Source organism: Novipirellula artificiosorum (assembly GCF_007860135.1).
GTDB classification, from domain to species: domain Bacteria; phylum Planctomycetota; class Planctomycetia; order Pirellulales; family Pirellulaceae; genus Novipirellula_A; species Novipirellula_A artificiosorum.
The window spans coordinates 1-22,327 of the sequence record NZ_SJPV01000003.1; the positions used below are offsets into that span (position 1 = coordinate 1).

Genomic DNA, 22,327 nt, shown 5'->3' on the forward strand with positions numbered 1-22,327 from the left:
TGCTGGCAGGAGCTATTTTCACTTGTTATCGTGCAGTTGCCGGTAGAAACGGAGTCGAGCTCTGCAGAGGTGCAACTTGACAAGGGATATCCCGGTCGACGGTGCGCCAAGGGTGCTACTGGTTCCCTGCGGACGACCGACCGTCGGGGACTCTTTTCTAAGAGATCATTGGACACCGGAGCCATACCTCCAAAAAACCTTGAGTCTGGGTTCCGCGCGCTTCGGTCGGATGAGCCGGTTTTTTGACCGAGGAGTCCGAGAGCCACCGCACCCATGAACCGCACCTCCGTGCAACAGGCTTTCCCATGTTCGCAGCACCAGCGCGAAACGCAAGGCAACTATCATTCGCAGCGGTTTGTCGAAAGTCCAGAGCGAAATCTCGTCACCTTCCCCGCAGATGTATTAGACACCACCCGAGATGCGCGGTACAACGAGCCCAGAGGGAGAGGTAAATCTTGTAAGTCTTTTTCAATCAACAAATTAAAAAACTGCACGACCTCTGCGCGGGCAGGGGTGGTTGGATACCGAAACACTGAGTTAGTCACAACTTAAAAACCGGACGACCTCTTTTCGGGAGAGAAGGGCTGGGGATGAGGGGGTGGCAGCAGCGTGATCGAACCAAAAAGTCGGTCCGCAATCGGTGTGCGGAAAGCCCCTCACCCCCGACCCTTCTGCCCGCTCACGCGGGCAGAAGGGAGCCAGAACGTTGCGTGATCGTTTTGGTTGGCGGCTCGGATCGATTCGGCGGTACCGCTACAATGCTCGCTTCCTGTTGACAATCCGTCCCGCTTTCGGTTTACGGCGATGCTCGATTTTGAAGAGACCATTGTTGCCATCGCTTCACCGACGGAGCCAGCCGAGCGCGGGATTGTCCGCTTGTCGGGCGTGCAAGTGCTGTCGGTGCTCGAATCCTTGGGCTTGGGTTTCGCGAGTTTGCGGCGGGCCAGCGCAGCGGAGTATGCGATTGACGTGGGACCCCCAATTGGAGTGGTGGATTCAGCCGTCTTGTTGTGGCCCCGCAGCCAGAGCTACACCGGTCAACCGAGTGCGGAGATCCATACCTATGGATCGCTACCGGTGCTGCAGGCCTTGGTTAGCATGTTGACGGCGGCGGGTGCTCGCGCGGCGCGGCCGGGCGAGTTCACGATGCGAGCGTTCATCGCGGGTCGGTTGGATCTCACCCAGGCCGAGGCGGTGTTGGGGGTGATCGAGGCCGAGCATCGCGGATCGCTGGACCAGGCGCTTCGCCAATTAGCGGGAAATCTATCGCGGCCACTCGAGAAAACCCGTGCCACGATCCTCAACTTGATCGCCGATGTGGAAGCAGGGCTCGATTTCGTTGACGAGGACATCGAGTTCATTAGCGACCGAAGGTTGCTTGAACGTCTGTCCGATTGTCGGCATCAGCTCGCAGCGACGCGTCAACGGATGGGCAGCCGTATCCGCAGTGATTCGCGACCGACCCTTGTGCTTCGCGGCAATCCGAACGCGGGCAAGAGCCGTTTGATCAACGCACTCTCGAAACAGGCGGTTGCGATCGTGGCCGATGTTGCGGGGACCACGCGAGACGCGATCGTTGTCGAAACCCACTTTGGGAGTCATCCGATTCGATTGGTGGACACCGCGGGAATCGAGTCCGCAGCAGCGGGAAACGAGTCCGCAGCAGCGGGAAGCGTGGAGCTTCAGCGTCATGAGGATGAGTTAGCGGCCATTTCGTTGGCATCACAGCATCACGCGGTCCAGGCTGCAGAGTCGGCCGATGTGCGATTGTGGTGCGTGGATGCTTCGCAGTGTCGATCGATCGCTGAGTTGGAATCGATGCGTGAGTCTCTTCGCTCGCATGCCGTTCGAGGGAAGCGACATGCATTGGATCTATGGGTTGCGACCAAGGCCGATTTGGTGGATCCCGCAAAGGCTTGCGGCGACTGGATTTACACGAGTGTTGTCACGGGCGAAGGCCTCGAAGTGCTCAAGAGTCGCGTCGTTGAGTTCTTGGAATCCTACGATGCGGAGGAATCAGGTTCCGTGATCGGGACTGCGGCACGGTGCGGCCAATCGTTGTTGCAGGCAGAACAGGCGGTTGCCGCCGCGATCGACTTGGTGAGCCGCCGTGAGGGGCATGAATGGGTTGCTGCGGAGATGCGGATCGCAGCCGATTGTGTCGGCGAAGTGACAGGAGCCGTTTACACCGACGACATTTTGGACCGCGTGTTTAGCCGGTTCTGTATTGGCAAATAGCGAGCCGAGGGGTGTTGGTCCGTCTGCATGAAGTTCCGCCCCGCCGGCGCGACATCCGTTATCCGACGAAGTCTTGCCAGCGGGCTAGGCTGTCTCAAGTTCTTGTTGGACCTTTTCGGGGGTCGCCGTGCGACGAGGCAAGACGATTCGGGGCATGGTCAACAGGCATCCGATCAAGGCGATGACCACGGCGGCGACAACGATGCCGATCTCCGTCCAGTCGACAGCGCCGCTCGGGGCCGCTTCACCTAAGGTCCAGACCCAATTGGTGATTTGCCATCGGGAGTAGGCAAAGGGTCGGTAATCGTTCAGATGCATGCCGATCGAATAGGGGATCAGCGAGGACAGCACCAGCACGGCAATCAAACCTGCAACGCCAATCTCAACTCTTGGGTTGTTTCGAATGCGTACGACCGCAATCAGCCAGCGGACCGCGATCAAAAAGCCGATCAAGTAGGCTGCCAACAAGACGGAAAGCCGAGTCAGCGCTTGCAATTGCCCGCCGGCGAACGACCACGTTGGCGACAGAGTGTTGCGGATCGTAAATAGGGTAAATGCCGTGACGACGAGGATGTTCACGGTTGCAAAGACCAAGCCCGTCGCGGGGCCTGGGGTGACCCAGGTCAACATCACGCGCGCGAAAAAGCTCTGCGGCAACTCGCGACGAATCCGCGGTGTCGTCACGGAGGACTCCGCCACCATCAGGCTGCCACAAACGACCCAGAAAACCAGCAGTGCAGCACCGACCAGGCTCAACACGGTCGAGGCGTCGTTTCTTGGCATCGATTCGGTCGCGTAGGTGGCGATGCCGATCAAAGTCATCGTGACAACCATCATCGAAATCCGCAGGTGGGTGGATCGGTTCTCACTTTCAGGCGTCAATTGGGCTGCGGTTGCCGCAAGCAATAGGTGGCTGAGCGAAAGCGAAACGAGCAACGTCGTCATCACCAAGAAAAACACCAGCGGCATCGCAAAAGGAATTCCGTAGACGATCATGCCAATCACCATCGCGCCGATGCCATATTCGGCGATCACCAAGATGCCCACCAACAACAGCAGCGTGATGATTCGCCCGGTCCGGCTTCTCGCCAGCGGTGCGAGAAACAGAGCGACCACGGTCAACACCAGAGCCGACACCACCAAGATGGCGACAATCAACAACGTCGTAGGCAAATCGACGCCGCGAAGCGTGTAGGCATAGGCCATGCAGGGGAACAGGGCCACAAAGTACAACATCATTTGCAACGAGGCGCTAGCCAACTTCCCCAGCACAATCTGCCATGGGCTGAGTGCGGTGATCGACAATAGCTCCAACGTTCCGTCATCAATTTCCCCTTCAAGCGATCGGTACGCGGCCAAGGGAACGACTAGCAACATCGGAATGGCCAGCACGATGTAGTAGCCGATCAGCAGCCGGCTTGCCGAGGGTGTGGTATAGATTTGGGGCATTTGCGATAAGCTTCCGGCCACCGTCCAAGCCAACGCGGCAAACAGCAAGACCGAAAAGGTGACGACGAATTGCCGGCTCTTGAGTGCTTGCCGAGTCTCTTTGACCAAGATCGGATTGAGGTGATCGCCCGCGCGTTCGGACCACTGATCGATTCGCTGCCACCACGTCGATGCAGCGCGGGGCCCTGCGTCTTGAGCCGGTGCCGGCATATGGACTGCTTCGCTCATTGGACCAGCCCCTCGGTGACTTGGAGGAAGACGTCCTCGAGACTTTTCTTGTGCGACACGACTTCGGTGACTCGGAATCCTTGACCGACAATCCATGCGACCAGGTCGGCCTGTTCCTCCGCCTCGCCCTCGAATTCGAATCGCAGCCAATGACCGTCCATGATCGGCTTGCCGACGCCCGGTCGAGTTTGCAATTGGGCAGCCGCTTGGTCGATGCGGTCCAGGAAACGGATCGTCAATTCACGCTGTTGCGCCCGTTGACGTTGGATCCCGTCGACACTGCCGGTGGCCAATAAATGCCCTTGTTCGATGATGCCGACCGAGTCACACATCTCTGCGAGTTCGGTCAAAATATGGCTGCTGATGAGAATCGTTTTGCCGCCATCGGCAAGTTCACGGATCATTTTACGCAGGTCGATTCGGGCTCGCGGGTCCAACCCCGCAGCCGGCTCGTCGAGAATCATCACGGCGGGGTCGTGAATCAACGCGCGGCCGAGGCAGAGCCGCTGCTTCATCCCTTTGCTGAGTCCGCGGATCGGTTTGTCGGCCAAGCCTCGAGTCCCGGTGAAATCAAGCACCCACGCGAGGCGTTGAGTTCGTTGGCGTCCGACCAAGCCATTCGCACGAGCAAAGAAGTCGAGGTACTCGCTGCAATTGACGTCGCGATAGGTCCCAAACGCATCGGGCATGAACCCCAACCGGCGGCGGACCAACTCGGGATCGTTCACGACCGAAAAACCATCGATGTAGGCGTCCCCGTAACTGGGCAGGTCCAATGTCGCCAAAATTCGCATCGAGGTTGTTTTGCCAGCGCCGTTGGGTCCGATGTAGCCAAACACATGGCCTCGCGGCACCGAAAAGGAAATGTCATCGACCGCTTTGGTTTTCCCAAAGAAACGATGCAGACGTCTCAGTTCGATACAGTCGCCGCTCATGGAAGTGTCCCGAAAACGTAGTGCACGCTGTCGACGACTCGCGCCGATTCAACCGCAACGGCATCCTGGGTCACGTCGCTCATCGCGACAAAATGGGAATGCGGCAATTGCCCCTCGATTTGCAGTGCCCGCCCTAGCCATTGCTCGAACGACCCTTCGTTGACAAACGATGTCGAACGGGTTTGCGACGACAAGCCTTCGTTCACGACCTTGATCAGATCTCGCGTGGACTTACGGTACGATCGAGAAGAGCGGCGGCGACTATCTTCCCCGATGGCTCGGAACTCGTTGTACATCTTCGCGATCGCTTCGGATGCATCTTTGGATGCAAGGGGGTAGACCGGTGTTCGCGAGGATCCGGCTGCAACCCGTTCACTGGTCCAGTATTTTCCATCATTGCCACGCACCACCAAGCGGCGAAGTTCATAGATCGAATCATTTCGCACAAAGCCCACCTGAACATCGGTGTCGGCCGCTTCGAGGGTTAACTGCAAACTGCCCACCGCGGCGCGCGGGCGGTGCGTGACAAATTGGCGTTGTTGCCGCGATGGTAAAAACGCTTTGTCGAACACCTGTGCTTCGTTGGTGATCGTTACCGTCCCCAACGTTTCGGGGGGCCGCTTGTTCAAATCCTCCCAATCACCTGACAATCCATCGGGATAACGGACAACTTCTGCCGACGCAGGGAAGGTCATTCCGTCGGCCGGTCGAACCCCAGCAAAGTAGGTCGCCTGAACCCGTTCGCTGGCGTCTCCCGTCGCTCCATCAATCCACGTCAACTGACGCACTCGGGCGATCGTATCAAAGCCATCCGCCACGATGCCGTAGGCAAACATTGCAACGGTGGTAACAATGGCAAGCACCGGCGCAATCAAGAACATCAAATAGCTTCGCCCTCGGCGGGACGTGCTGCGATAGGCAACCGGGCCGACAAGGATGACGAACAAGGTCAACAGACCGATGAACGTGTAGACCGGCGGCTGGGCGACTCCCGGAATCATCCAACGGCGAAACCGATTGTCACCAAGGATCGGGTCGGCGCCTCGACGCAGCATCGGTGAAGATCGAAAATCAAGCAGCTGGTCGACAATTTTCCATTGCATGACTCCCGGGAACGGCGCTGAGTCCGAGCTTGGAAAGCCGATGGCAAAGCCCGTGCCAAGAGGGCGGACCCACATCGATTCGTCCCACTGTTTGCCGGTTCGATTCAAGATTTCCGTCAGCTTGGCGAGCTGGGCATCGAGCCAAGCGATCTGTTCTTCGGGACTTCGATCGTTCGGTTGATTCGGCGCTGACATGCCCGTGTACAAGCCAAAGGCAATCGTCGGATCCATGTTCGGGTCGTTGGCGATGTACTTGCTCAATTCCGATCTTTGTCGTGCCACGTCTGTCCGCAGCCCCTTGATTTGCCTTATCCGGTCGTTGATCACCTCACGTTTCGCGCTGGCAATCCACTCGCTGGGTTCCGATACTAGCTGCAACGAATCGACGAACGTTTGCAGCGAATCGGCGTCGTAAAGCACGATCGATCCACCCGCGAGCACCCAGTCGCGGATTGCGCTGTAACGCCCGTTTCGTTTAGTAGCCTGTAAGGAAGCTTGGCTGAGAATGATGACGTCCAAGGCCTGATACCCACGCCAGTCGGTCGGCAATTCGGACTGTCCGGCTACAGAAAACGCTCCACGAAATGCCTCGCTTTCAAGCAACAACTTCCAATACGTCAACTCCTCTCGCGGGGCACGGGTTTCGTTGACAAAAAAAGTATCGCGGCGCACGTGGAGCAGCGCGCGAATGTCGGGAAGCTTCGCTACGTCAACCCGTTCGGAATCCAAAACCAAGACCCAGTTGAACTCGTACTCGGCGTCAAGCCATTTCGTGGTGATCACTTGTGAATTGCGAACCGCTGGTCCCGAAACACTCGCTTCACAACCGGCTAGCACTTGCCCTTGCTCGCGAACGGTCACCCTGTAGTCCAATCCCACCGACCACTTCGGAAGGTACCGCGTCACCGAGGTCATTCGCGTGCCCTGAGAAAGCTCCACCGGCACATCCACTCGCAACCCATTGCTCGGCGGCGATTGCCCCAGAGGGTCCGATGTGAAGCGGAACACCAATTGGCGATCGGCCGTAAACGTACTGGTTGAACGAACCACGATTTTGACGGGCACGGAACCGGCGACTTGAATGCGGCCGGCGGCAATCGTCGCGGTGAAACCAACCCGATTGGTCTTGGTCGTCGGAATCAGCGTTACGGGTTGAATCGGCGCGAGCAGCGAATCGTCGGGTACCGACTGAGCGGCAACCTGCGGGGCCCCCATCAAAACGATGCTCCACGCGGCAAGAAAGGTCGCGGCAGCTGCCCCAGATGGTCGTCGTTTCATACGCCCTTCTCCCGCGGCGGCAAGATTTGTGGCGGCAATTGGCCTTCGGCAAAGGGGTTACCGTGCAAGGTGTCCTGGTCATCGGCTTTGAACCAAAGTGTCGTAATGGCCCAAGCAAACAAGAACAACACGACCGAAGTGCACAAACAAACTGCGGGATAGATCAGTGCAACGATCGTCGCTTTCGCCAAGGCGCCGCCATCACCAGCGACCCGCGCGACTGAGGCGACGATCGCAGCAAAGGTCGTCAAGGCAAAGACGAACCGAAACGAGATGCGAGGTAACAACCGACTTCGCAGCAGCGGTTGGACCGACGCCGGGGACGAATTCCGTTTCGCATCTGGCATGTTTGGCGTTTGCGGCATGATGAGAAGGGATGGGAAAAGTGGCACACGGCGATTGTATCATTTTCACGCCAGGACAAGGGGAGATCGTCCCGATCATCCAGAATCCACTACAATCTCGCGATTCACGCTACCAAACGCTTGGATCATGGGCCGCGAGGCGTTAGAATTTGAGGCAGGGCCCTCTGACGTACTAATTGGAACCCCGTCCACAAGCGGCCAGTTCTTTGTCTCGAGAACGCATCTATCGATGGTTGATCTGCTTGGTCGTCACGACGGCAGTCGTGGCGGCGGTGGTGATTCAGTGGTTTTCCGGTACGACCGCGGGTGCTGCGTTCGTGTTGTTGTCGCTTTGGGGAGCGTCCCGTTTTCTTTCACCGTTGATGGCAAAGCTGGTCGCCTTGGCGGTCGTGATGGGGTCGGTTTCGACCTTGATGCTACAGAATTCCGCGACGCTGATCGAGGGATTGGATCAAATGGCGGTCATCACCGGTGCCATGTTGGTGTGGCGACGAGAGTATCAGGAATACGTTAACGTGGACCTACATCCCTCGCATTTAATGGGGGAACTGCCTTTGCCGTTCGAAGACGACGCGGCGGCAACGATCAGCGTCGATAGTGATCGCGATCCCCTCGGGCATCTACGAGTCTCGGAAATTGCTGGGCGAGATTTGCTCGAGCGGATGAAACACAGTAAGGCTTTTTTGCCAAAGCAGATCGATCGCGTGCAGCGCTTTATCACCAAGCGATCCGATACCTCCGTGTCCATGGAACGTGTGGTCAATGCAGGCTTGTTGACCGAGTTCCAAGCAATGCATCTGCACTGGGGACGCGAGGATCAGCTTCGTTTCGATAAATACTCGCTCGCGGAGATGATTGGCCGCGGTGGCATGAGTACCGTCTACCGTGCAATGAACATGGAGCGTGGCGAGACGGTCGCGTTGAAGCTGATGGCAGCCAACGAGAAAGCGATTTGTCGCGCACAGCGTGAGACGGAGATTGCCAAGCAACTTGCACACAAGAACATTGTCGTCGCGTACGATTCGGGACGCATACGATCTCGGTTCTATATCGAGATGGAATATGTATCAGGAAGCGATTTACACCAAATCGTAAAACGAAATGGTCCCCTGCCGGAGTCGACGGCGCTGAACTACGCGGTTCAGATTGCACGCGGGTTACAACACGCTCACGCCAAGGGGTTGATCCATCGTGATGTCAAGCCAGGTAACATTCTTGTGACTGCGGACGGGGTTGTGAAAATCACGGACTTAGGTTTGGCCCGAAACATGGGGCTCGATGATCAAGACAGAGAATACAGGACGAATCCTCACCACCTTGTCGGAACCATCGAGTTCATGTCGCCCGAACAAGCGTTGCACGAGAACGACGTCGATGAGCGTGCGGACATTTATTCCCTGGGTGCGACTTTGTTCTTTTTGCTCACCGGTCAGACGCGAGTCATTGGTAAAACGGTGGGGCAGCAGATCACGAACCTTGTTTCCAAACGACGGTTCCTCAGTTCGCGAAAGTTGGGGGTTCGCGAGGAGGTGGCAAAGCTGATTGACCTGTTGTGTGATCATCATCCTGATCATCGAATCGAATCGATGACGTCTGTAATTCCTGCTTTAGAATCGCTACTCGGTGGGCAGGAGCAAGGGAAAGGAGCGATCCATGTGTTGATCGTCGAGGACAATCACGACGATCGGGCCGCGGCAAGACGCATGCTCGGCCGAGTCAATCGATCGCTACGGATCGCCGAAGCGACCACGCTTGGCGACTGTCATCGCATCATGCAGAACGGTAACGACAGCGCCAAGGTTGACTTGGTTTTGCTGGATTTGAACCTCCCCGATAGTGCTGGTGTGGAGACGATTAAACGCTTCCGCCTGTTCTGCTCCACCACCCCGCTCGTCGTGATGACCGGAATCACCGACCCCGAGTACTGTGCTCGGTGCATCGAAGCGGGAGCAAACGATTACTTGCCGAAGGGACATGCCACGGCCGAGTCGCTCGAACGCAGCATTTTCATGACCTTGGCACGCAGTCGCATTGAATCCGAGGAATCGGATGACGATTCTGGTGTTTTTGGCAACTGACGCCTTGGTACCGACGGCGTCGGGATGACACGCAATGCGGGGGCCCCTCAGGGTTGCAAGCAGTGTCGGTTCGCCATGCTGATTCCGCTGAGAATGGCACCGACGATGCCGACGAACCCTTGATCGGTTCCACACAGAAAGAGGTTCGGCAAGTGCGTGGTGCCATCGAGTTGTTTGTCGGGCGCTCCGTAGACCGCTCCGTTGTCGTGCCAAGTAAAGCGGCGAATGGTCTTCGGCGTAAAGACGTCGGTATCGATCACATGTCGGCGAAAATCGGGCATGAAGCGAACGGCCGATTCGACCGCTGCATCGTACTGGATCACTTTTTCGGCTTCGTACCTCGACTCGGGTAAACCGCACCACCGATCATGGTTCGCGAGCGTCGTGATTCGTACGACGCCATCGGGCAGTTCCCCTTCTTCGGCATCAAAGGCGTAGTTGTTGGGCGAACAAATGACGCCCGTTCGTGCATCGCAGAGTGAATTTTCGGGGCGTTGCCAATGAAATGTTTTGCTGTCGTTGTAGAACACGATCGTCTGGTCAAACCCAATCTCTTTGGGCATCTTGTCGAGGACCGAAATCGACTCAATGAAGGACAACTTCCCGGCTCGGGCCACATCGACTTCGCTGATGTCATCACACAGCCGAAGCGTCTCGAGATTGCCGGCCGAGGAAAGCACACGTTTGCCTTGGATCTCCGTTCCATCGTCGAGGACCACGCCGACCGCGCGCCCCGCTTCTACATGAATTCGGGAAACGCCACTTCGCAGTTTGAGTTCGCCACCGAGGCCGCGAAATTTTCGCACCAGGTTCTTCAGGATGATACGCACCCCTTTGAAGGGGCGTCCAAAGCCTTCCAGATAGCAGGCACGGAACATGATCGAAAATTGACCAAAGTCCATGTCGTTTTCTCTCGCGTTTCCATACCACATCAACGGGCACAGCAACATCTCGATGAGCAAGGGATCGGTCAGGTGCGTCGCCATGACTTCACGAGCCGAGTGCATGAAGCTGGGGTCGTTGCCGTCCATGTCGCTGTAATCCAACAACGCAGCACAGAGACTTTGGAAGCCGTCGATTTGGTCGGGAAACTTTTCGGCGACCTCTTGCTGAAGCAGCGAAAAGTCGTTGTCGAAATCGAGCGAGACGTCTGGAAAACGAATGGACGACCCATTTTGCTCGGCTAACTTGAAATCTTCCCAACGGAAACGGAGTTGCCGAATCAACTTCGCCAGTGGTCCCTTCTTGGTCCCTTTGGTGGCGAAGTTGGTCATCGCATGCAAACCGACATCATAATCGCGTCCACCGAGTCGGTAGAACGAATTGAGTCCGCCAATCGTGTAGTGGCGTTCGAGAACACAGACCCGTTGGTCAAAATGGGCCAGCCGGATGCCTGCGGCCAACCCACTCATTCCTGCGCCAATGATGATGGTGTCGTACAAAAGGTTGACCTAAGAATGCCGCTAGGATTTCACGATGTCCTTCATCTTAGGTTCCAGGTAGGAAACTGTCGAATTCATACTGGCGAGATTTCCGTAGTCTTCCTCGGGGATCTGGACGCGGTGTCGCTTCCGCAGCTCCATCACAATGTCCAAGAAATCCATGCTGTCGAGTTCCAGTTGGTCACGAAAGGATTTTTCGTCATCAAGGTTTTCCATATCTTCATCGGGCGAGATGTCTTCGAGGATGTCGATAATCTCTTCACGAATTTCAGCAGGCGTCATTTGCTCAGTTAACTCAAGGTATCAAAAGGAAACGATTTCGGCGGTCGTTTGTTCCGCACATCTCAATCGTCGAGTTCAGAAAAAAGAGGGCTTAAAGACGGCCGATGATCACGACCGAATTGATCCCCAACATGCCAAACGAATTGTTAAGGATGTAGTCGACTTGCGATACCTGTTGGGGCTCATTCAGCACCAAGCCGTCGAGGGCGCAATCGGGATCCAGTTCGTCGACGTTGATCGTGGGGTGGACGACACGATCCTTGAACGACGGCAGGTTCCCCGCCAATTCAAGCGCTCCGGCTGCGCCCATCGCGTGTCCAATGTAGCTTTTTGTATTGTTGATCCGAACCGACGTCGATCCGCCGAACACGTCACGTAGCGCCTTGCATTCCTGCGTGTCGCCACTACTGGTACCCGTCGCATGGGTGCTGACCACATCGATTTGATCGGGCTCCAAACCGGCTCGCTTGAGCGCCATGCGGACGCATTGCGATTGTCGCTCTGGATTCGGCAACACAAAATCCGTTGCGTCGGTATTGATTGCGTACCCGACCAGCTCGCCGTAGATTTCGGCACCACGTGCTTTGGCGTCACGGAGTCGTTCGAGCGTGTACAAACAGCCTCCTTCGGCCACCACGATGCCGCTTCGCTGCATGTCGAACGGCCGCGACGCACGTGTCGGATCTTCATGGGTCGCGAGCGCGTTCTGGCTATTGAAGCTCGCGAAGATCCCGAATGTATGAATGCTCTCGCTTGTTCCGCCCGCGATCGCTACGTCGCATTCGTCAAGGCGAAGCATCTGAGCCCCTTGGATCAGCCCTGCGTTCCCTGCGGCACATGCAGCACCGATGGTATAATGTGGCCCGGTAACCCCCAGGTTCAAGGCGATTTCGCCTGCGGGATTGTTCGCGACGGTGCGAGGGTTGTGGTGATGCGACCAACAACTGGTGTCGTAGTCGAACCCTTTGATGATGTAGATCTCATTTTCCGTTTCGACGTTCCCATGTTCGGTCACGCCGACGTAAATCCCCACGCGAGACCGATCGACATTCTGCCAATCCAGTCCGCTGTGGGCGATTGCTTCGTTGGCCGCATAGACGCCGACACTTCCGGCCCGCGTACCGCGGCGGATGTCCTTCTTGGACTGATAGCGTTTGGCGTCGAAGTCACAGATCCCCGCTAACGTCTTCCCGAAGTAGCGGATCTCATAAGGTTGGACGCCACTTTGCCGATTAAGCAACGCGTCTCGGTAGGAAGCCCAATCGTTGCCATTCGGCGCCGTCAAGCCGACGCCGGTGATCACGATTCGCTGGTCGTCAGGCAGCTGGGAAGCACGATTCGGGGCAATCACGTTGGCAATAGCCGGCAAAAAAGGGGGGAAAGAGTGAAAGGCAACCAGGGAGGGAGAAGCGCAATCCCGTCTTCACAGCGTATCGCCGGAATCCGAGGACCTCTCCGAGATTCGGAACGGAAAAGGCTAACAATTCGGGTCAAAATTGGCAACGGCCTGATCGGAACTTCCCGAAACGGAGCTCCACGGAGGGGAATCCAGCGGAAACTGTCAGCAAACAAGGGGAAACTGTCAGGAAAACAGAGTACAACCGTGGCATAAGCTGCGTTCTGAAACCGATGGGTTTGACTCGGGAATTTCATGTGAAAAACCGGGAAAAACGGTCCTTGGCGACTTGCGGCGGACCCTGTCCCGTGGGGGGCAGACATGCCTAATGCCCTCTTAAGATGACGATCACACCAAATTTATGGTTTAGACGCTTGAGTTTTGGATCGTCGTCACTTAATATTGCAATTGCAAACTTACCCAAGTCCCCTGAGTTGAAATGTCCGAACTTTCACTTCCTGGCCTGGGGACGACGGTTTGTAGGTCACCGGCCAACTGGTAAGACACGTCTCGAACAGAATTTATTACACAACAAGGTTACAACAATGAGACTTTTAGTAGCAGGATTCATGCTTTTCGCAGTTTCCTTCTCTTCAGCTCGCGCGGCAGATTCGAATACTGTGCAACCCGCGGGAACGCTCACTCCCTTGACCCTCAGCCAATGGGTCTGCCCAAGCGATGCGGATACGCTGGTAGGTCGAGTGATTCTTCCCTCGGTCAACGGCGAGGCGAAAGCGATCGCGAATGCGAAGATCGCATTGCTTAGCGGCGATGGAAAAGCGATTCACGGCCAAACGAATGAGTTGGGTGAATTTCGAATCGAAAACGTCTTGCCTGGCGTTTACTCTTTGACCGCGAAAGCCGAGAACGTGTTCGCTTGTTGTGCCATGCACGTCATCAACGCGGCATCGGATGGCGCATCGGAATTTCCAAGCGAAGTTGAAATCGCGGCTGCGAACGTGGATTACACCATGGTCAAGACCGCGATGATTCGCTACTTGCCCCCAACCGCGAGTGAGTCAGTATCACGACTTCCCGACGCTCAGTATGGCGAAATCGCAAAGCGAGTTTGTAGCGATCAGCATTTCCGCGTCTTGCAAAGCGAAGGTGGGTTGAAGGGTGTGATCCACTTGGCCGGTACTCAAGACAACGACTTGGCTGGAGCGAATTTGACGAACATCTTTATCGTCAAGGACGGTGAGATGATCGCTCGCACCGTGACCGACCAAGAAGGAAATTTCCGGGTTTCCAGTATCCCTGCTGGCGAGTATGCCCTGATGGCCATTGGTTCCGGTGGCGTTGGCTTGGCTGGTTTTGAATTGGTCAGCGAAGCGGATTTGACAGATGCCGAATCGAATCCTTCCTCCGAAAACGGAAAGCAGCTGATTGGCTTGTTCAAGCATCGCCGCAAAAACTGCTGCACTTGCTTCGAAATGCAAGTCGCTCCGATGCCAGAAGTGGTCCAGTGCGTTGAAGAGGTGGTTATCGAGCAGGCCCCGGTGGTCGCCGACGGTTGCTGCGGCGGCGAAGTGATCATGGACGGCTGCGGATGCCAAGAAGGTGTCGTTGGTATCGATCCTTACGCAGGTGGTTTCGGTGATCCGCTGGCTGGTGGCGCGTACGGTGGCGGCGGCGGCGGCTACGGCGGTGGCGGCGGCTACGGTGGTGGCGGTGGCGGTTTCGGTGGTGGAGACATGGGTGGCTTGATTGGTTTGGCCGCAATCGGAGGAATCATCGCTGCAACGACGAATAATGATGACAATCCTACGATCATCATTCCCCCGACCCCTGCAACACCTGCTTCGCCTTAGAGCAACGTGTCCGACACGGTAATCCGCGGCATTTGATGCCCGCGGAACGATAAAAAAGAAGAGAAAGCCACCGATATATGCGGTGGCTTTTTTCGTTGTGTCCGAATCAACGGCGAGTGGAGTCGTGAGCGGACGCTGTGCTTTTTCCAAAAGCTTAGCCCGGATGATTCGTTGGAGTGGTAGGCTTTAGCCGATTGCGTGCTGGATCCTTGCTGAATCGGCTAAAGCCTACGACTCCAACGTGCGTAGTCTGTTTTTTGTTGAAAGGGACGTTCGGTAAATAAATTCCAGAGCCCAGGGTCGACGCGCAGCGGCGCACCCTGGGGGCCGCTAGTCCCAACGGCAACGGTTATCCGCATGCGTTGTCCGATCGAATTCGATCAACCAGCCATTACCCGATTTCGCTCTTTACGAATGATGATACTATGCTGGTCAGGTTGATGGTCGAGCCTGATGGATCTTCCGAAGCTGGATTCCTCCTCACCGTTGCTTGGCCGTTCGCACCGCCCCGACTCGATTCCAACGCCCCTCATGGATACCCCAATGGACGAACTTGTAGCAAAGCAGGCCGCTGAGGCACTCGACGTTTTGAACGAACACACCTTGCGTACAGTGCATTGGCACTTCAGCGATGATACCGGAAGCCCGTTTTGGCTAGAGAAAAAGCAAGAATTGAATTTTGATCCGCTCACGGAGGTCAAATCCTTCGCGGATTTGAAAAAGTTTCCCCTGTTTGAGGACGAATGGTTGCGAGGCGGTCCGATTCGGCGCTGGGTCCCCAAGGGCCACGCGGGCAAGCCCGTCTATGTTTTTGAAACGGGTGGGACGACGGGAATTCCAAAGAGCCGAATGGTGATCGAAGATCACTGGAAGGATTACGAGCTTTTCAGTGAGACGCTCCCAGAAGCTTACTTTCCAAAGGGTTCGAATTGGTTGATGTTGGGGCCGAGTGGTCCCAGGCGATTGCGGTTGGCGGTGGAGCATTTGGCTCAGCATCGGGACGGCATTTGTTTCTGCATCGATTTGGACCCTCGCTGGGTGGTCAAGTTGATCAAGAAGGGATGGATGGAGCACTTGGAGGAATACAAGAAGCATTGCATTGAACAGGCGGTCACGATTCTGACAGCCGGCCATGACGTTAAATGTGTCTTCGCGACACCAAAGTTGCTCGAATCACTTGGTGAGGCGCTCGAAGAGCGTGGCACCAGTATTGCGGAAGTTGGCATCACCGGAATCTTCTCGGGCGGGACGGAGTTCACACCCCAGTGGACACGTTTCTGTGTCGAGGAGTTGTTTGGAGGATCGCCCGAGGAGAGTGGGGTCTACATGACACCAACTTATGGCAACACGTTGATGGGGCTCGCATGCAGCAAACCGATCCGTGCGGAGGACGGTTACAAAATCTCCTACTATGCACCGCAGCCTCGTGCGGCAACCGAAGTCGTTCAGTTTGATGACTACAATTCGGTCGTTGCTTACGGAGAAACCGGTCGAGTCAAGTTGTACACGTTGACCGACGAGTTCTTTGTCCCAGGATTCATGGAGCGGGATGAGGGCGAACGAGAAGCACCGTTTGATCTGTACCCTTGGGATGGGGTCAGCGGCGTGCGGCCGTTCCATGAACTCGCCAGTGCCACGACGGTTGGGGTTTATTAGTGTGGTTTGTCTCAGCTAAGAAGCGGGGTAGGACGGACTTCCAGTCCGTCCTGCCGGTCTTAAAAAAACGGACTGGAAGTCCGCTCTACCAATTCGCGGCAACCCTCAAATGAAGGTGTGACAGACCGCTGGACAGTACGTTTCCGGCTTCTCAAACCTTGTACACTTGGTTTCCCAATCGTTCCAAAATATGGTCCTTTCCTCGTTTCCTCACTTCAAGCGTTCGAACCTCATGATCACACTTAGCCCATTGCGTTGGGGCAAGCCCTACGAATCGTTGGACTTCAAAGACGTCGTCCACTTTGATACCGGTCAACCCATTGCACGAATCGGTACGGTTGGCGGCGGCATTGTTGGTCGAGACATCCGGCACGCCGAAAAAGCTCGGCAAGCGTTGCTACAGCTTTCCCCCAGCGAGCTGATTCGTCGCTGTAAACATGCGGCCGAGCTGTTCGAGAAAGGCGATTTGAAAGTCGGCGACTCGGTCCAGGGGGTCGACGACTTTGTACATCAGCAGTCTGCCAGCACTGGGTTGCCCGAGCACATGTGCCGGTCCAACATGGCCAAAAACAGCTTTGTTTTAAGCAATATTGATCAGATTCTCGATTGTTTGACGCGAGGATTGGAGCTTTCGATCTTTTCGAAAGGCTACGGCGAAGAAGGGCGAGGCGTGATCGTTAGCTACCAAGCACAAACGCCAGTCCTGGGGGCGGTGTTGCCCAACAATTCGCCGGGTGTGCATACGCTCTGGCTTCCAGCGGTGCCGCTGCAGATCGGCTTGGTCCTCAAGCCGGGTTCGCAAGAACCGTGGACGCCCTACCGGATGGTTTCCGCTTTTATCGAAGCAGGCATTCCCGCCGAAGCGTTTTCATTGTACCCCGGAGATCATGATGTCGGCGGTGCAATCATGGCAAAAACGTCGCGCAGCATGATTTTCGGTAGTGCGCAAACGGTCGCGCAGCATGCGGGCAACCCCAACGTCCAAGCGCATGGTCCTGGATTTTCAAAAATCCTGCTCGGTGATGATGTTGTCGATGATTGGGAAAACTATCTGGACCTGATGGTCGAGAGCGTGCTTAGCAACTCGGGCCGGAGCTGCATCAATTGCTCAGGAATTTGGGCGAGCCGGCACACGAAGGAAATCGGTGAGGCAATCGCTCGACGCATCGGGCCCGTCGATGTTCGTCCTCCGAGCGATCCCGAGGCTCAATTGGCTGCGTTCACCGTTCCCGCCATGGCGACCGGAACGTACGCCATGGTGCAACAAGACTTGGCCGAATCCGGAGTCACCGATCTGACCGCCGAGTTTGGCGAAAAGCTCATCGAGCGAGATCACTGTGCGTATCTACGTCCGATGGTGGTTCATGCGGATTCGCCAGATCGCCAAGTTGCCTCCAAAGAATACATGTTCCCATTCGTTTCCGTGGTCGCCTGTCCTCAATCCGAGATGTTGCGGCGGATTGGACCGACGTTGGTGGGAACCGTTCTGACGCGTGATCAACCCTGGATCGACGCGGCAGGCAGTTGCACGGAAATTGATCGGCTGAATGTTGGTCCCATCCCCACCAACCGCCTCAACTGGTTACAGCCCCACGAGGGAAATTTGATCGATTTCTTGTTCCGTTCTCGCGCCTACCAGATTGCCGAATTCTAGGGCACCCAAATGGGCGAAAGATTCGTGGGATGGTCCCGGTAGTCGCGAGCTATATTCGAGAGGGAAGATCCTTTCACGATGGCCAGCGAAACCGAGATGACCGGCACGACTGATTCAAAAACCGCTGTGTCGCCATGGATCGCGGTGGCGGATGGTTCTGGATCCGACGCTTCCGAATCGTCGCGGCGCCGCCGCTCGGAGGCGAGCGTCACCGAATCGTTGCCATCGGAATCATCGCCTCGACCTGAAAAACCGGTCCGATCCTCACGAGATCGTGACTCGACGCTGATGGCATTTTTGTTCAGCACGATTGTTCATACGGGGCTGTTGATCATGTTGGCCCTGTTGACGTTGCGGGTTGCCTCGTCCCGTTCGTTGAGGATTCATGCCACGCGAGCTCCGGCAGAGCCGATGGTCGTCTTGCAACAGCGACCGGCCGAGCTGGCCACCGACGTTTCCGTGGCCTTGTCGCTTGCCGAGCGGCCTGAGAATGTGGTGATTGCGGCGGACAAGCCAACGACGGTCCGTTCGCCTCTTGAGCACCTGTCCGAGGCTGAGTCGGCGCCGGATGCGGAAGGCCTTCGATCGATTCAATCCACAGCGAATTCCAGTCGGTCGGCATCGCTGCAGTTGCCAACCGGTGGTGGACTCGGGGGGCGCACGCCCGAGGGCCGCGAGCGGTTAGGGCAAAGGTATGGCGCGACGGCTGAAAGTGAAGCGGCCGTTGAAATGGCGCTTGCATGGCTGGCCAACCACCAACGCCGAGACGGATCGTGGTCGTTCAATTTGGAACTCGATCCATGCGGCGGGCGGTGTCGCAATAGCCGAGAAGTGGGCGACACTCCGGCCCCCGCCACCGGAGCGACCGGTCTGGCACTGCTGGCGTTTCTCGGCGCGGGTTACACGCAAGACGAAGGCAAGTATGACACGGTGGTCCGCGATGGCCTCTACTATCTGCGGTCGGCCGGGGCACAGTCCGAGGCGGGATTGGATTGGCAACAAGGCAGCATGTACGGTCACGGAATTGCACTTTTGGCCGTCGCCGAGGCGCTGTCGATGTCGTGCCGCGAAGGACGCGAACAAGGGGATTCGGACTTAAGAGAAATCACCACGCTGGGCAGTTTGTTCACGACACGCGCACAACATCCGCGTGGGTCGTGGGGGTATGCTCCTGGGCAACCGGGTGACACAACGATCACGACTTGGCAAGTCTTGTCACTTGTTGCGGCTCGCCGTAATAAGATCCAACTTCCCTACGAGACCTTACCGGCCGCTCACCGTTTTGCCCTTTCGATGGCACCGCCTGGCAAAATGGAGTTTGGCTATCGCAAGCCGACTCCCGAGCCCACCACGACTGCCATTGGTTTGACGCTGATGTTGTATCTCGGCCATTCACCCTACGAACCGGCGATGGAAGAGGCTTTGAACAAACTCGCGAAACGTGGACCGACGGTGAACAATCTCTACCACAACTACTACGGGACGCTGGCACTGCACCATGCTCGGCACCACCTTTGGGACCCATGGCAGACGCGGTTGCGTGATCATTTGGTCCGGATGCAGGCCGTCAGCGGGCACGAACGAGGTAGCTGGCATTTTGAGGACAAGTACGGCGATGTTGGCGGTCGCGTCTACTCGACCGCAATGGCGGCAATGATCCTAGAAGTCTACTATCGTTACATGCCGTTGTACGGCGAGATCGAAGATTTCCCGCTCCGCTAGCCAATCTCGCCGCGGTCAGCGGTGGTCGCTGAAGCGATGTCGGCAGCGTAGCATTCGATCAGCGTCGCTTGGTTAGCGCTTCGGTCGACTTCGCGAAGTGCGCGAACGGATCGATCGAGACGCTTCAGGGCACGCGACACCGTGACGCGATCGCCGGCAACCTGGCGTACTTGCCGGCGGAAAAACTGGACCGCAAAGGAGAACATGTCACGCATCGCAGCGCGTCGTGCCGCAGCATCCTTTCCCGCTTGTTCAACATGCGTATTGAGGATTCGTCCGATCCGGACGGGATCCGGATGGGGAGCTTCGAATTGCGAACGCAGCGCATCGCGAAGTTGATCCGCTTCGCCGCGAAGCAAACGCAAAGCGACATGCATATCGCCACCGGCCACCTCGACCGCTTCGCTGATTTGGTCATCGGATGCCTCCACGCCATGCACGTTGCGAAGCAGTTTAGCCGAATCGGTGGAATTCAACGGCTGGAAACGAATCACTTGGCAACGCGAGCGTATCGTCGGCAATTGCCGTTGCTCGCTGGTCCCGATCAGCAGGATTACGGCATTGGCCGGCGGTTCTTCGAGCGTCTTTAACAGGCAATTGGCGCCTTCTTCGTTTAGAAAGTCCGCGTCCTCGATGATGCCGATTCGCCGTGATCCCTGCATCGGCTTCATTCGCACCTCGCGACAAAAACCTGCCTGCATTCGAGCGTCCGGCGGTCCGATCAACAACTCGAGCGGGATCATGGTTTTGTCGCTGGGTTTTCCGACACGCGTCACATCCGGATGCGAGCCCGCGACGTTTTGGACACAGGCTTGGCAGTGTCCACAGGGCGACATCTGCGCGGGATCCTTCGTTTCACACAGCAAGGTTTGAGCGAGCAGGTTGGCGGCAGTCCGTTTTCCAATGCCGGGTTGTCCGACAAACAGAAAGCTACCGCCGAGGCGTCCCTTTGCGATTGCAGTGGCAAACCAGCGTTCGATTTGCGCATGCCCAATCAACGTCGACCACATCATCCGTGCTGCGACCCGGTTCGCTGCGTCGTTTCGTCGGAAATTAAGTTCGCCTTCTCAATTTCGCAAATCTTACTGACACGATTTCCATGTCGGCCGCCGTCAAAATCGGTTCGCATCCAAAGCAAAACCAAGTCGTCGATCGGACGATCCCCAATCATATCTCCCGGCAGACAAAGTACGTTGACGTCGTTGTGTCGACGACTCATCTCGACCATCACTTCGCCATAACACGACGCCGCTCGCACGCCCGCGAATTTGTTGGCGGTGATGGCCATGCCGATGCCGGTGCCGCAGATCAAAATTCCACGGTCCGCTTCGCCGCTGCTGACCTTCTTGGCAACTCGCTTAGCGTAGTCGGGGTAATCCACCGCGCCTTCGCTATTGGTTCCCTCGTCGGTCACGTCGTAACCCGCCGCCGCTAACGCTTGGACGAGCCGACCTTTGATATGCACACCTCGGTGGTCACTTGCGATGCAAACTTTCAGCATTATGTCACCCTTTATCCTTACCGGTTCGATTCGTTGCGAGGAAAAAAGTCATCCTCAAGCGAATCCATCCATTTTTCGAGTTCGCAATCGATCTGGTCCGCACAAGCTTGATAGACCTCCACCGCCATCCCGACCGGATCGGCGATGTCACCTCCGTCGCGACGGAGCGTGAACACGCGGTCGTGCATGTCGGGCCAAGCCGCAAGGATCGCCGCGCGATGGCCTCGCGTCATCGTCAACACCAAATCCGCGACATGCATGACGGACTCGTCAAGCGGTCGGCTGCTGTGTCCGGTCAAGTCAAGCCCTCGTTTGCCCATCACGGCAACCGCTTGGGGGCTGGCACCCGCTCCGCATCCTGCCGCCACGCCAGCCGATAGAACACGGACAGCGTCTTCGCATCCCGTGTGTTTCCGCAACTGCTCTCTTAGCAAAGTTTCGGCCATTGGGCTGCGGCACGTGTTTCCCGTGCAAACCAACGCGATCACCGGCTTAACGAATTGGTTCATGGCTGCACGCTCGATCACGCCTTCTCGTAACAATTTCCATCGGTTGCCGTCGACGTGGACAACCGTCGTGACACCACCATAGCGAGTTGGGCCGTCATCGAGCAGCAGTGGCATCGATTCGCGGAAGTGCTGGGCCAAAAAATCGGCATCCGAAGCGATGTCGTCGCCGGTTGCCCCCCCACAGGTCGCCAAAACCAGCGGAGCGGACAAATAACGATGAATATGGTCCAAAATATCATGGTCCACGACGCGATACCCAACGCTTTGGTTCTCACCGACAACCAAGCTGCGTACGGACGGTGGTAGCTGGGACAATGCGGAACACGACGGCTCATCCTTCACACAGAGCGTCATCGGCCCCGGCCAACAACGGTAGATCAACCGCCGTGCGGTGCTGGAACCCGAGCTGATGAAATCACCAGCCGCTTCACGACTGCGAATCGAAACCTCCATCGTGCAGAGCTTCTCACTTGCGCTCGTGATCTCGTATAATCGAGACACCGCAGACTCGGACAAGGCATTCGCTGCCAATGCATAAGTCGTCTCCGTGGGAACGCCGACGACTTGGCCTTCAACCAACGCTTGCACGGTACGATGCACGATATCTCGTGAATCGTCGGCCGTTTGAAGGTCTAAGGTTTTCAGCATGAATTCAGTTGCTCCCAGATCCCCCAATTGTA

Annotated in this window: 16 protein-coding genes; 6 read left to right on the forward strand and 10 right to left on the reverse strand. The window is 56.7% G+C overall.

The features are described 5' to 3' along the window. Positions 1 to 804 precede the first annotated feature (804 nt). On the forward strand, positions 805 to 2,238 hold the full coding sequence (locus Poly41_RS09425; protein ID WP_146525836.1) for a tRNA modification GTPase: 1,434 nt from the start codon (positions 805 to 807) through the stop codon (positions 2,236 to 2,238). A gap of 84 nt (positions 2,239 to 2,322) precedes the next feature. Here the strand turns inward: Poly41_RS09425 and Poly41_RS09430 are convergent, their stop codons facing one another. Genes Poly41_RS09430 through Poly41_RS09445 form a run of 4 tightly spaced genes read right to left on the reverse strand, consistent with a single transcriptional unit; the run spans position 2,323 to position 7,596 of the window. Continuing rightward, the gene (locus tag Poly41_RS09430; RefSeq protein WP_231615549.1) at positions 2,323 to 3,915 is read right to left on the reverse strand and encodes an ABC transporter permease; all 1,593 of its coding nucleotides are present in this window, start codon (positions 3,913 to 3,915) and stop codon (positions 2,323 to 2,325) included. Next, positions 3,912 to 4,850 (reverse strand): ABC transporter ATP-binding protein, encoded by a 939-nt coding sequence (locus Poly41_RS09435; protein WP_146525838.1) that lies wholly within the window; start codon positions 4,848 to 4,850, stop codon positions 3,912 to 3,914. Before Poly41_RS09435 ends, Poly41_RS09430 begins: the two co-directional genes overlap by 4 nt. Continuing rightward, positions 4,847 to 7,231 carry a hypothetical protein gene (locus Poly41_RS09440; RefSeq protein WP_146525840.1) on the reverse strand — a complete coding sequence of 795 codons (2,385 nt, stop codon included), beginning with the start codon at positions 7,229 to 7,231 and terminating at the stop codon, positions 4,847 to 4,849. The genes Poly41_RS09435 and Poly41_RS09440 overlap by 4 nt, the downstream gene beginning before the upstream one ends. Then, positions 7,228 to 7,596, reverse strand: coding sequence for a hypothetical protein (locus Poly41_RS09445; RefSeq protein WP_146525842.1), 369 nt, complete (start codon positions 7,594 to 7,596; stop codon positions 7,228 to 7,230). Before Poly41_RS09445 ends, Poly41_RS09440 begins: the two co-directional genes overlap by 4 nt. Positions 7,597 to 7,802: 206 nt before the next feature. Here Poly41_RS09445 and Poly41_RS09450 point away from each other — a divergent pair, with 206 nt between their 5' ends. Then, a complete protein-coding gene (locus Poly41_RS09450) occupies positions 7,803 to 9,674 on the forward strand; it encodes a protein kinase domain-containing protein (RefSeq protein ID WP_146525843.1) in 1,872 nt (623 codons plus the stop codon). A gap of 47 nt (positions 9,675 to 9,721) precedes the next feature. Here Poly41_RS09450 and Poly41_RS09455 read toward each other — a convergent pair whose 3' ends face one another. From Poly41_RS09455 to Poly41_RS09465, 3 genes are all read right to left on the reverse strand, one after another. Further along, positions 9,722 to 11,116, reverse strand: a complete 1,395-nt coding sequence (locus Poly41_RS09455; RefSeq protein ID WP_146525845.1) for a phytoene desaturase family protein — start codon at positions 11,114 to 11,116, stop codon at positions 9,722 to 9,724. A 21-nt stretch (positions 11,117 to 11,137) separates the two neighbouring features. Then, a complete protein-coding gene (locus Poly41_RS09460; protein WP_146525847.1) occupies positions 11,138 to 11,398 on the reverse strand; it encodes an acyl carrier protein in 261 nt (86 codons plus the stop codon). A gap of 91 nt (positions 11,399 to 11,489) precedes the next feature. Next, on the reverse strand, positions 11,490 to 12,749 hold the full coding sequence (locus tag Poly41_RS09465) for a beta-ketoacyl-[acyl-carrier-protein] synthase family protein (protein ID WP_146525848.1): 1,260 nt from the start codon (positions 12,747 to 12,749) through the stop codon (positions 11,490 to 11,492). Between the two features lie 590 nt (positions 12,750 to 13,339). Here Poly41_RS09465 and Poly41_RS09470 point away from each other — a divergent pair. From Poly41_RS09470 to Poly41_RS09485, 4 genes are all read left to right on the forward strand, one after another. Further along, positions 13,340 to 14,605 (forward strand): peptidase associated/transthyretin-like domain-containing protein, encoded by a 1,266-nt coding sequence (locus Poly41_RS09470; protein WP_146525850.1) that lies wholly within the window; start codon positions 13,340 to 13,342, stop codon positions 14,603 to 14,605. Positions 14,606 to 15,148: 543 nt separating this feature from the next. Next, entirely contained in the window at positions 15,149 to 16,261 is a 1,113-nt protein-coding gene (locus tag Poly41_RS09475; protein WP_231615551.1) for a phenylacetate--CoA ligase family protein, read from the forward strand. 232 nt (positions 16,262 to 16,493) lie between these two features. Further along, positions 16,494 to 17,915 carry an aldehyde dehydrogenase family protein gene (locus Poly41_RS09480; protein ID WP_146525854.1) on the forward strand — a complete coding sequence of 474 codons (1,422 nt, stop codon included), beginning with the start codon at positions 16,494 to 16,496 and terminating at the stop codon, positions 17,913 to 17,915. A gap of 78 nt (positions 17,916 to 17,993) precedes the next feature. Further along, positions 17,994 to 19,637 (forward strand): prenyltransferase/squalene oxidase repeat-containing protein, encoded by a 1,644-nt coding sequence (locus Poly41_RS09485; RefSeq protein WP_146525856.1) that lies wholly within the window; start codon positions 17,994 to 17,996, stop codon positions 19,635 to 19,637. On the opposite strand, the gene Poly41_RS09490 is transcribed toward Poly41_RS09485, so the two are convergent. From Poly41_RS09490 to Poly41_RS09500, 3 genes are read right to left on the reverse strand one after another with little or no spacing between them, the layout of a single operon-like run. Next, positions 19,634 to 20,650 (reverse strand): DNA polymerase III subunit, encoded by a 1,017-nt coding sequence (locus Poly41_RS09490; protein ID WP_146525858.1) that lies wholly within the window; start codon positions 20,648 to 20,650, stop codon positions 19,634 to 19,636. The genes Poly41_RS09485 and Poly41_RS09490 overlap by 4 nt on opposite strands. Next, positions 20,647 to 21,138 carry a ribose 5-phosphate isomerase B gene (gene rpiB / locus Poly41_RS09495; RefSeq protein ID WP_197231188.1) on the reverse strand — a complete coding sequence of 164 codons (492 nt, stop codon included), beginning with the start codon at positions 21,136 to 21,138 and terminating at the stop codon, positions 20,647 to 20,649. The genes Poly41_RS09490 and rpiB overlap by 4 nt, the downstream gene beginning before the upstream one ends. 17 nt (positions 21,139 to 21,155) lie before the next feature. Next, positions 21,156 to 22,295 carry an arsenate reductase/protein-tyrosine-phosphatase family protein gene (locus Poly41_RS09500; RefSeq protein ID WP_146525862.1) on the reverse strand — a complete coding sequence of 380 codons (1,140 nt, stop codon included), beginning with the start codon at positions 22,293 to 22,295 and terminating at the stop codon, positions 21,156 to 21,158. Between the last annotated feature and the right edge of the window lie 32 nt (positions 22,296 to 22,327).

What these genes read in the sequence shown, in the direction of transcription:
- Poly41_RS09475 (WP_231615551.1), top strand. Translation starts at nt 15,149, where the DNA reads ATGGACGAACTTGTAGCAAAGCAGGCCGCTGAGGCACTCGACGTTTTG.
- Poly41_RS09460 (WP_146525847.1), bottom strand. Translation starts at nt 11,398, where the DNA reads ATGACGCCTGCTGAAATTCGTGAAGAGATTATCGACATCCTCGAAGAC.
- Poly41_RS09435 (WP_146525838.1), bottom strand. Translation starts at nt 4,850, where the DNA reads ATGAGCGGCGACTGTATCGAACTGAGACGTCTGCATCGTTTCTTTGGG.
- Poly41_RS09440 (WP_146525840.1), bottom strand. Translation starts at nt 7,231, where the DNA reads ATGAAACGACGACCATCTGGGGCAGCTGCCGCGACCTTTCTTGCCGCG.
- Poly41_RS09490 (WP_146525858.1), bottom strand. Translation starts at nt 20,650, where the DNA reads ATGATGTGGTCGACGTTGATTGGGCATGCGCAAATCGAACGCTGGTTT.
- Poly41_RS09425 (WP_146525836.1), top strand. Translation starts at nt 805, where the DNA reads ATGCTCGATTTTGAAGAGACCATTGTTGCCATCGCTTCACCGACGGAG.
- Poly41_RS09500 (WP_146525862.1), bottom strand. Translation starts at nt 22,295, where the DNA reads ATGCTGAAAACCTTAGACCTTCAAACGGCCGACGATTCACGAGATATC.
- Poly41_RS09445 (WP_146525842.1), bottom strand. Translation starts at nt 7,596, where the DNA reads ATGCCGCAAACGCCAAACATGCCAGATGCGAAACGGAATTCGTCCCCG.
- Poly41_RS09480 (WP_146525854.1), top strand. Translation starts at nt 16,494, where the DNA reads ATGATCACACTTAGCCCATTGCGTTGGGGCAAGCCCTACGAATCGTTG.
- Poly41_RS09470 (WP_146525850.1), top strand. Translation starts at nt 13,340, where the DNA reads ATGAGACTTTTAGTAGCAGGATTCATGCTTTTCGCAGTTTCCTTCTCT.
- rpiB (WP_197231188.1), bottom strand. Translation starts at nt 21,138, where the DNA reads ATGCTGAAAGTTTGCATCGCAAGTGACCACCGAGGTGTGCATATCAAA.
- Poly41_RS09430 (WP_231615549.1), bottom strand. Translation starts at nt 3,915, where the DNA reads ATGAGCGAAGCAGTCCATATGCCGGCACCGGCTCAAGACGCAGGGCCC.
- Poly41_RS09485 (WP_146525856.1), top strand. Translation starts at nt 17,994, where the DNA reads ATGGCCAGCGAAACCGAGATGACCGGCACGACTGATTCAAAAACCGCT.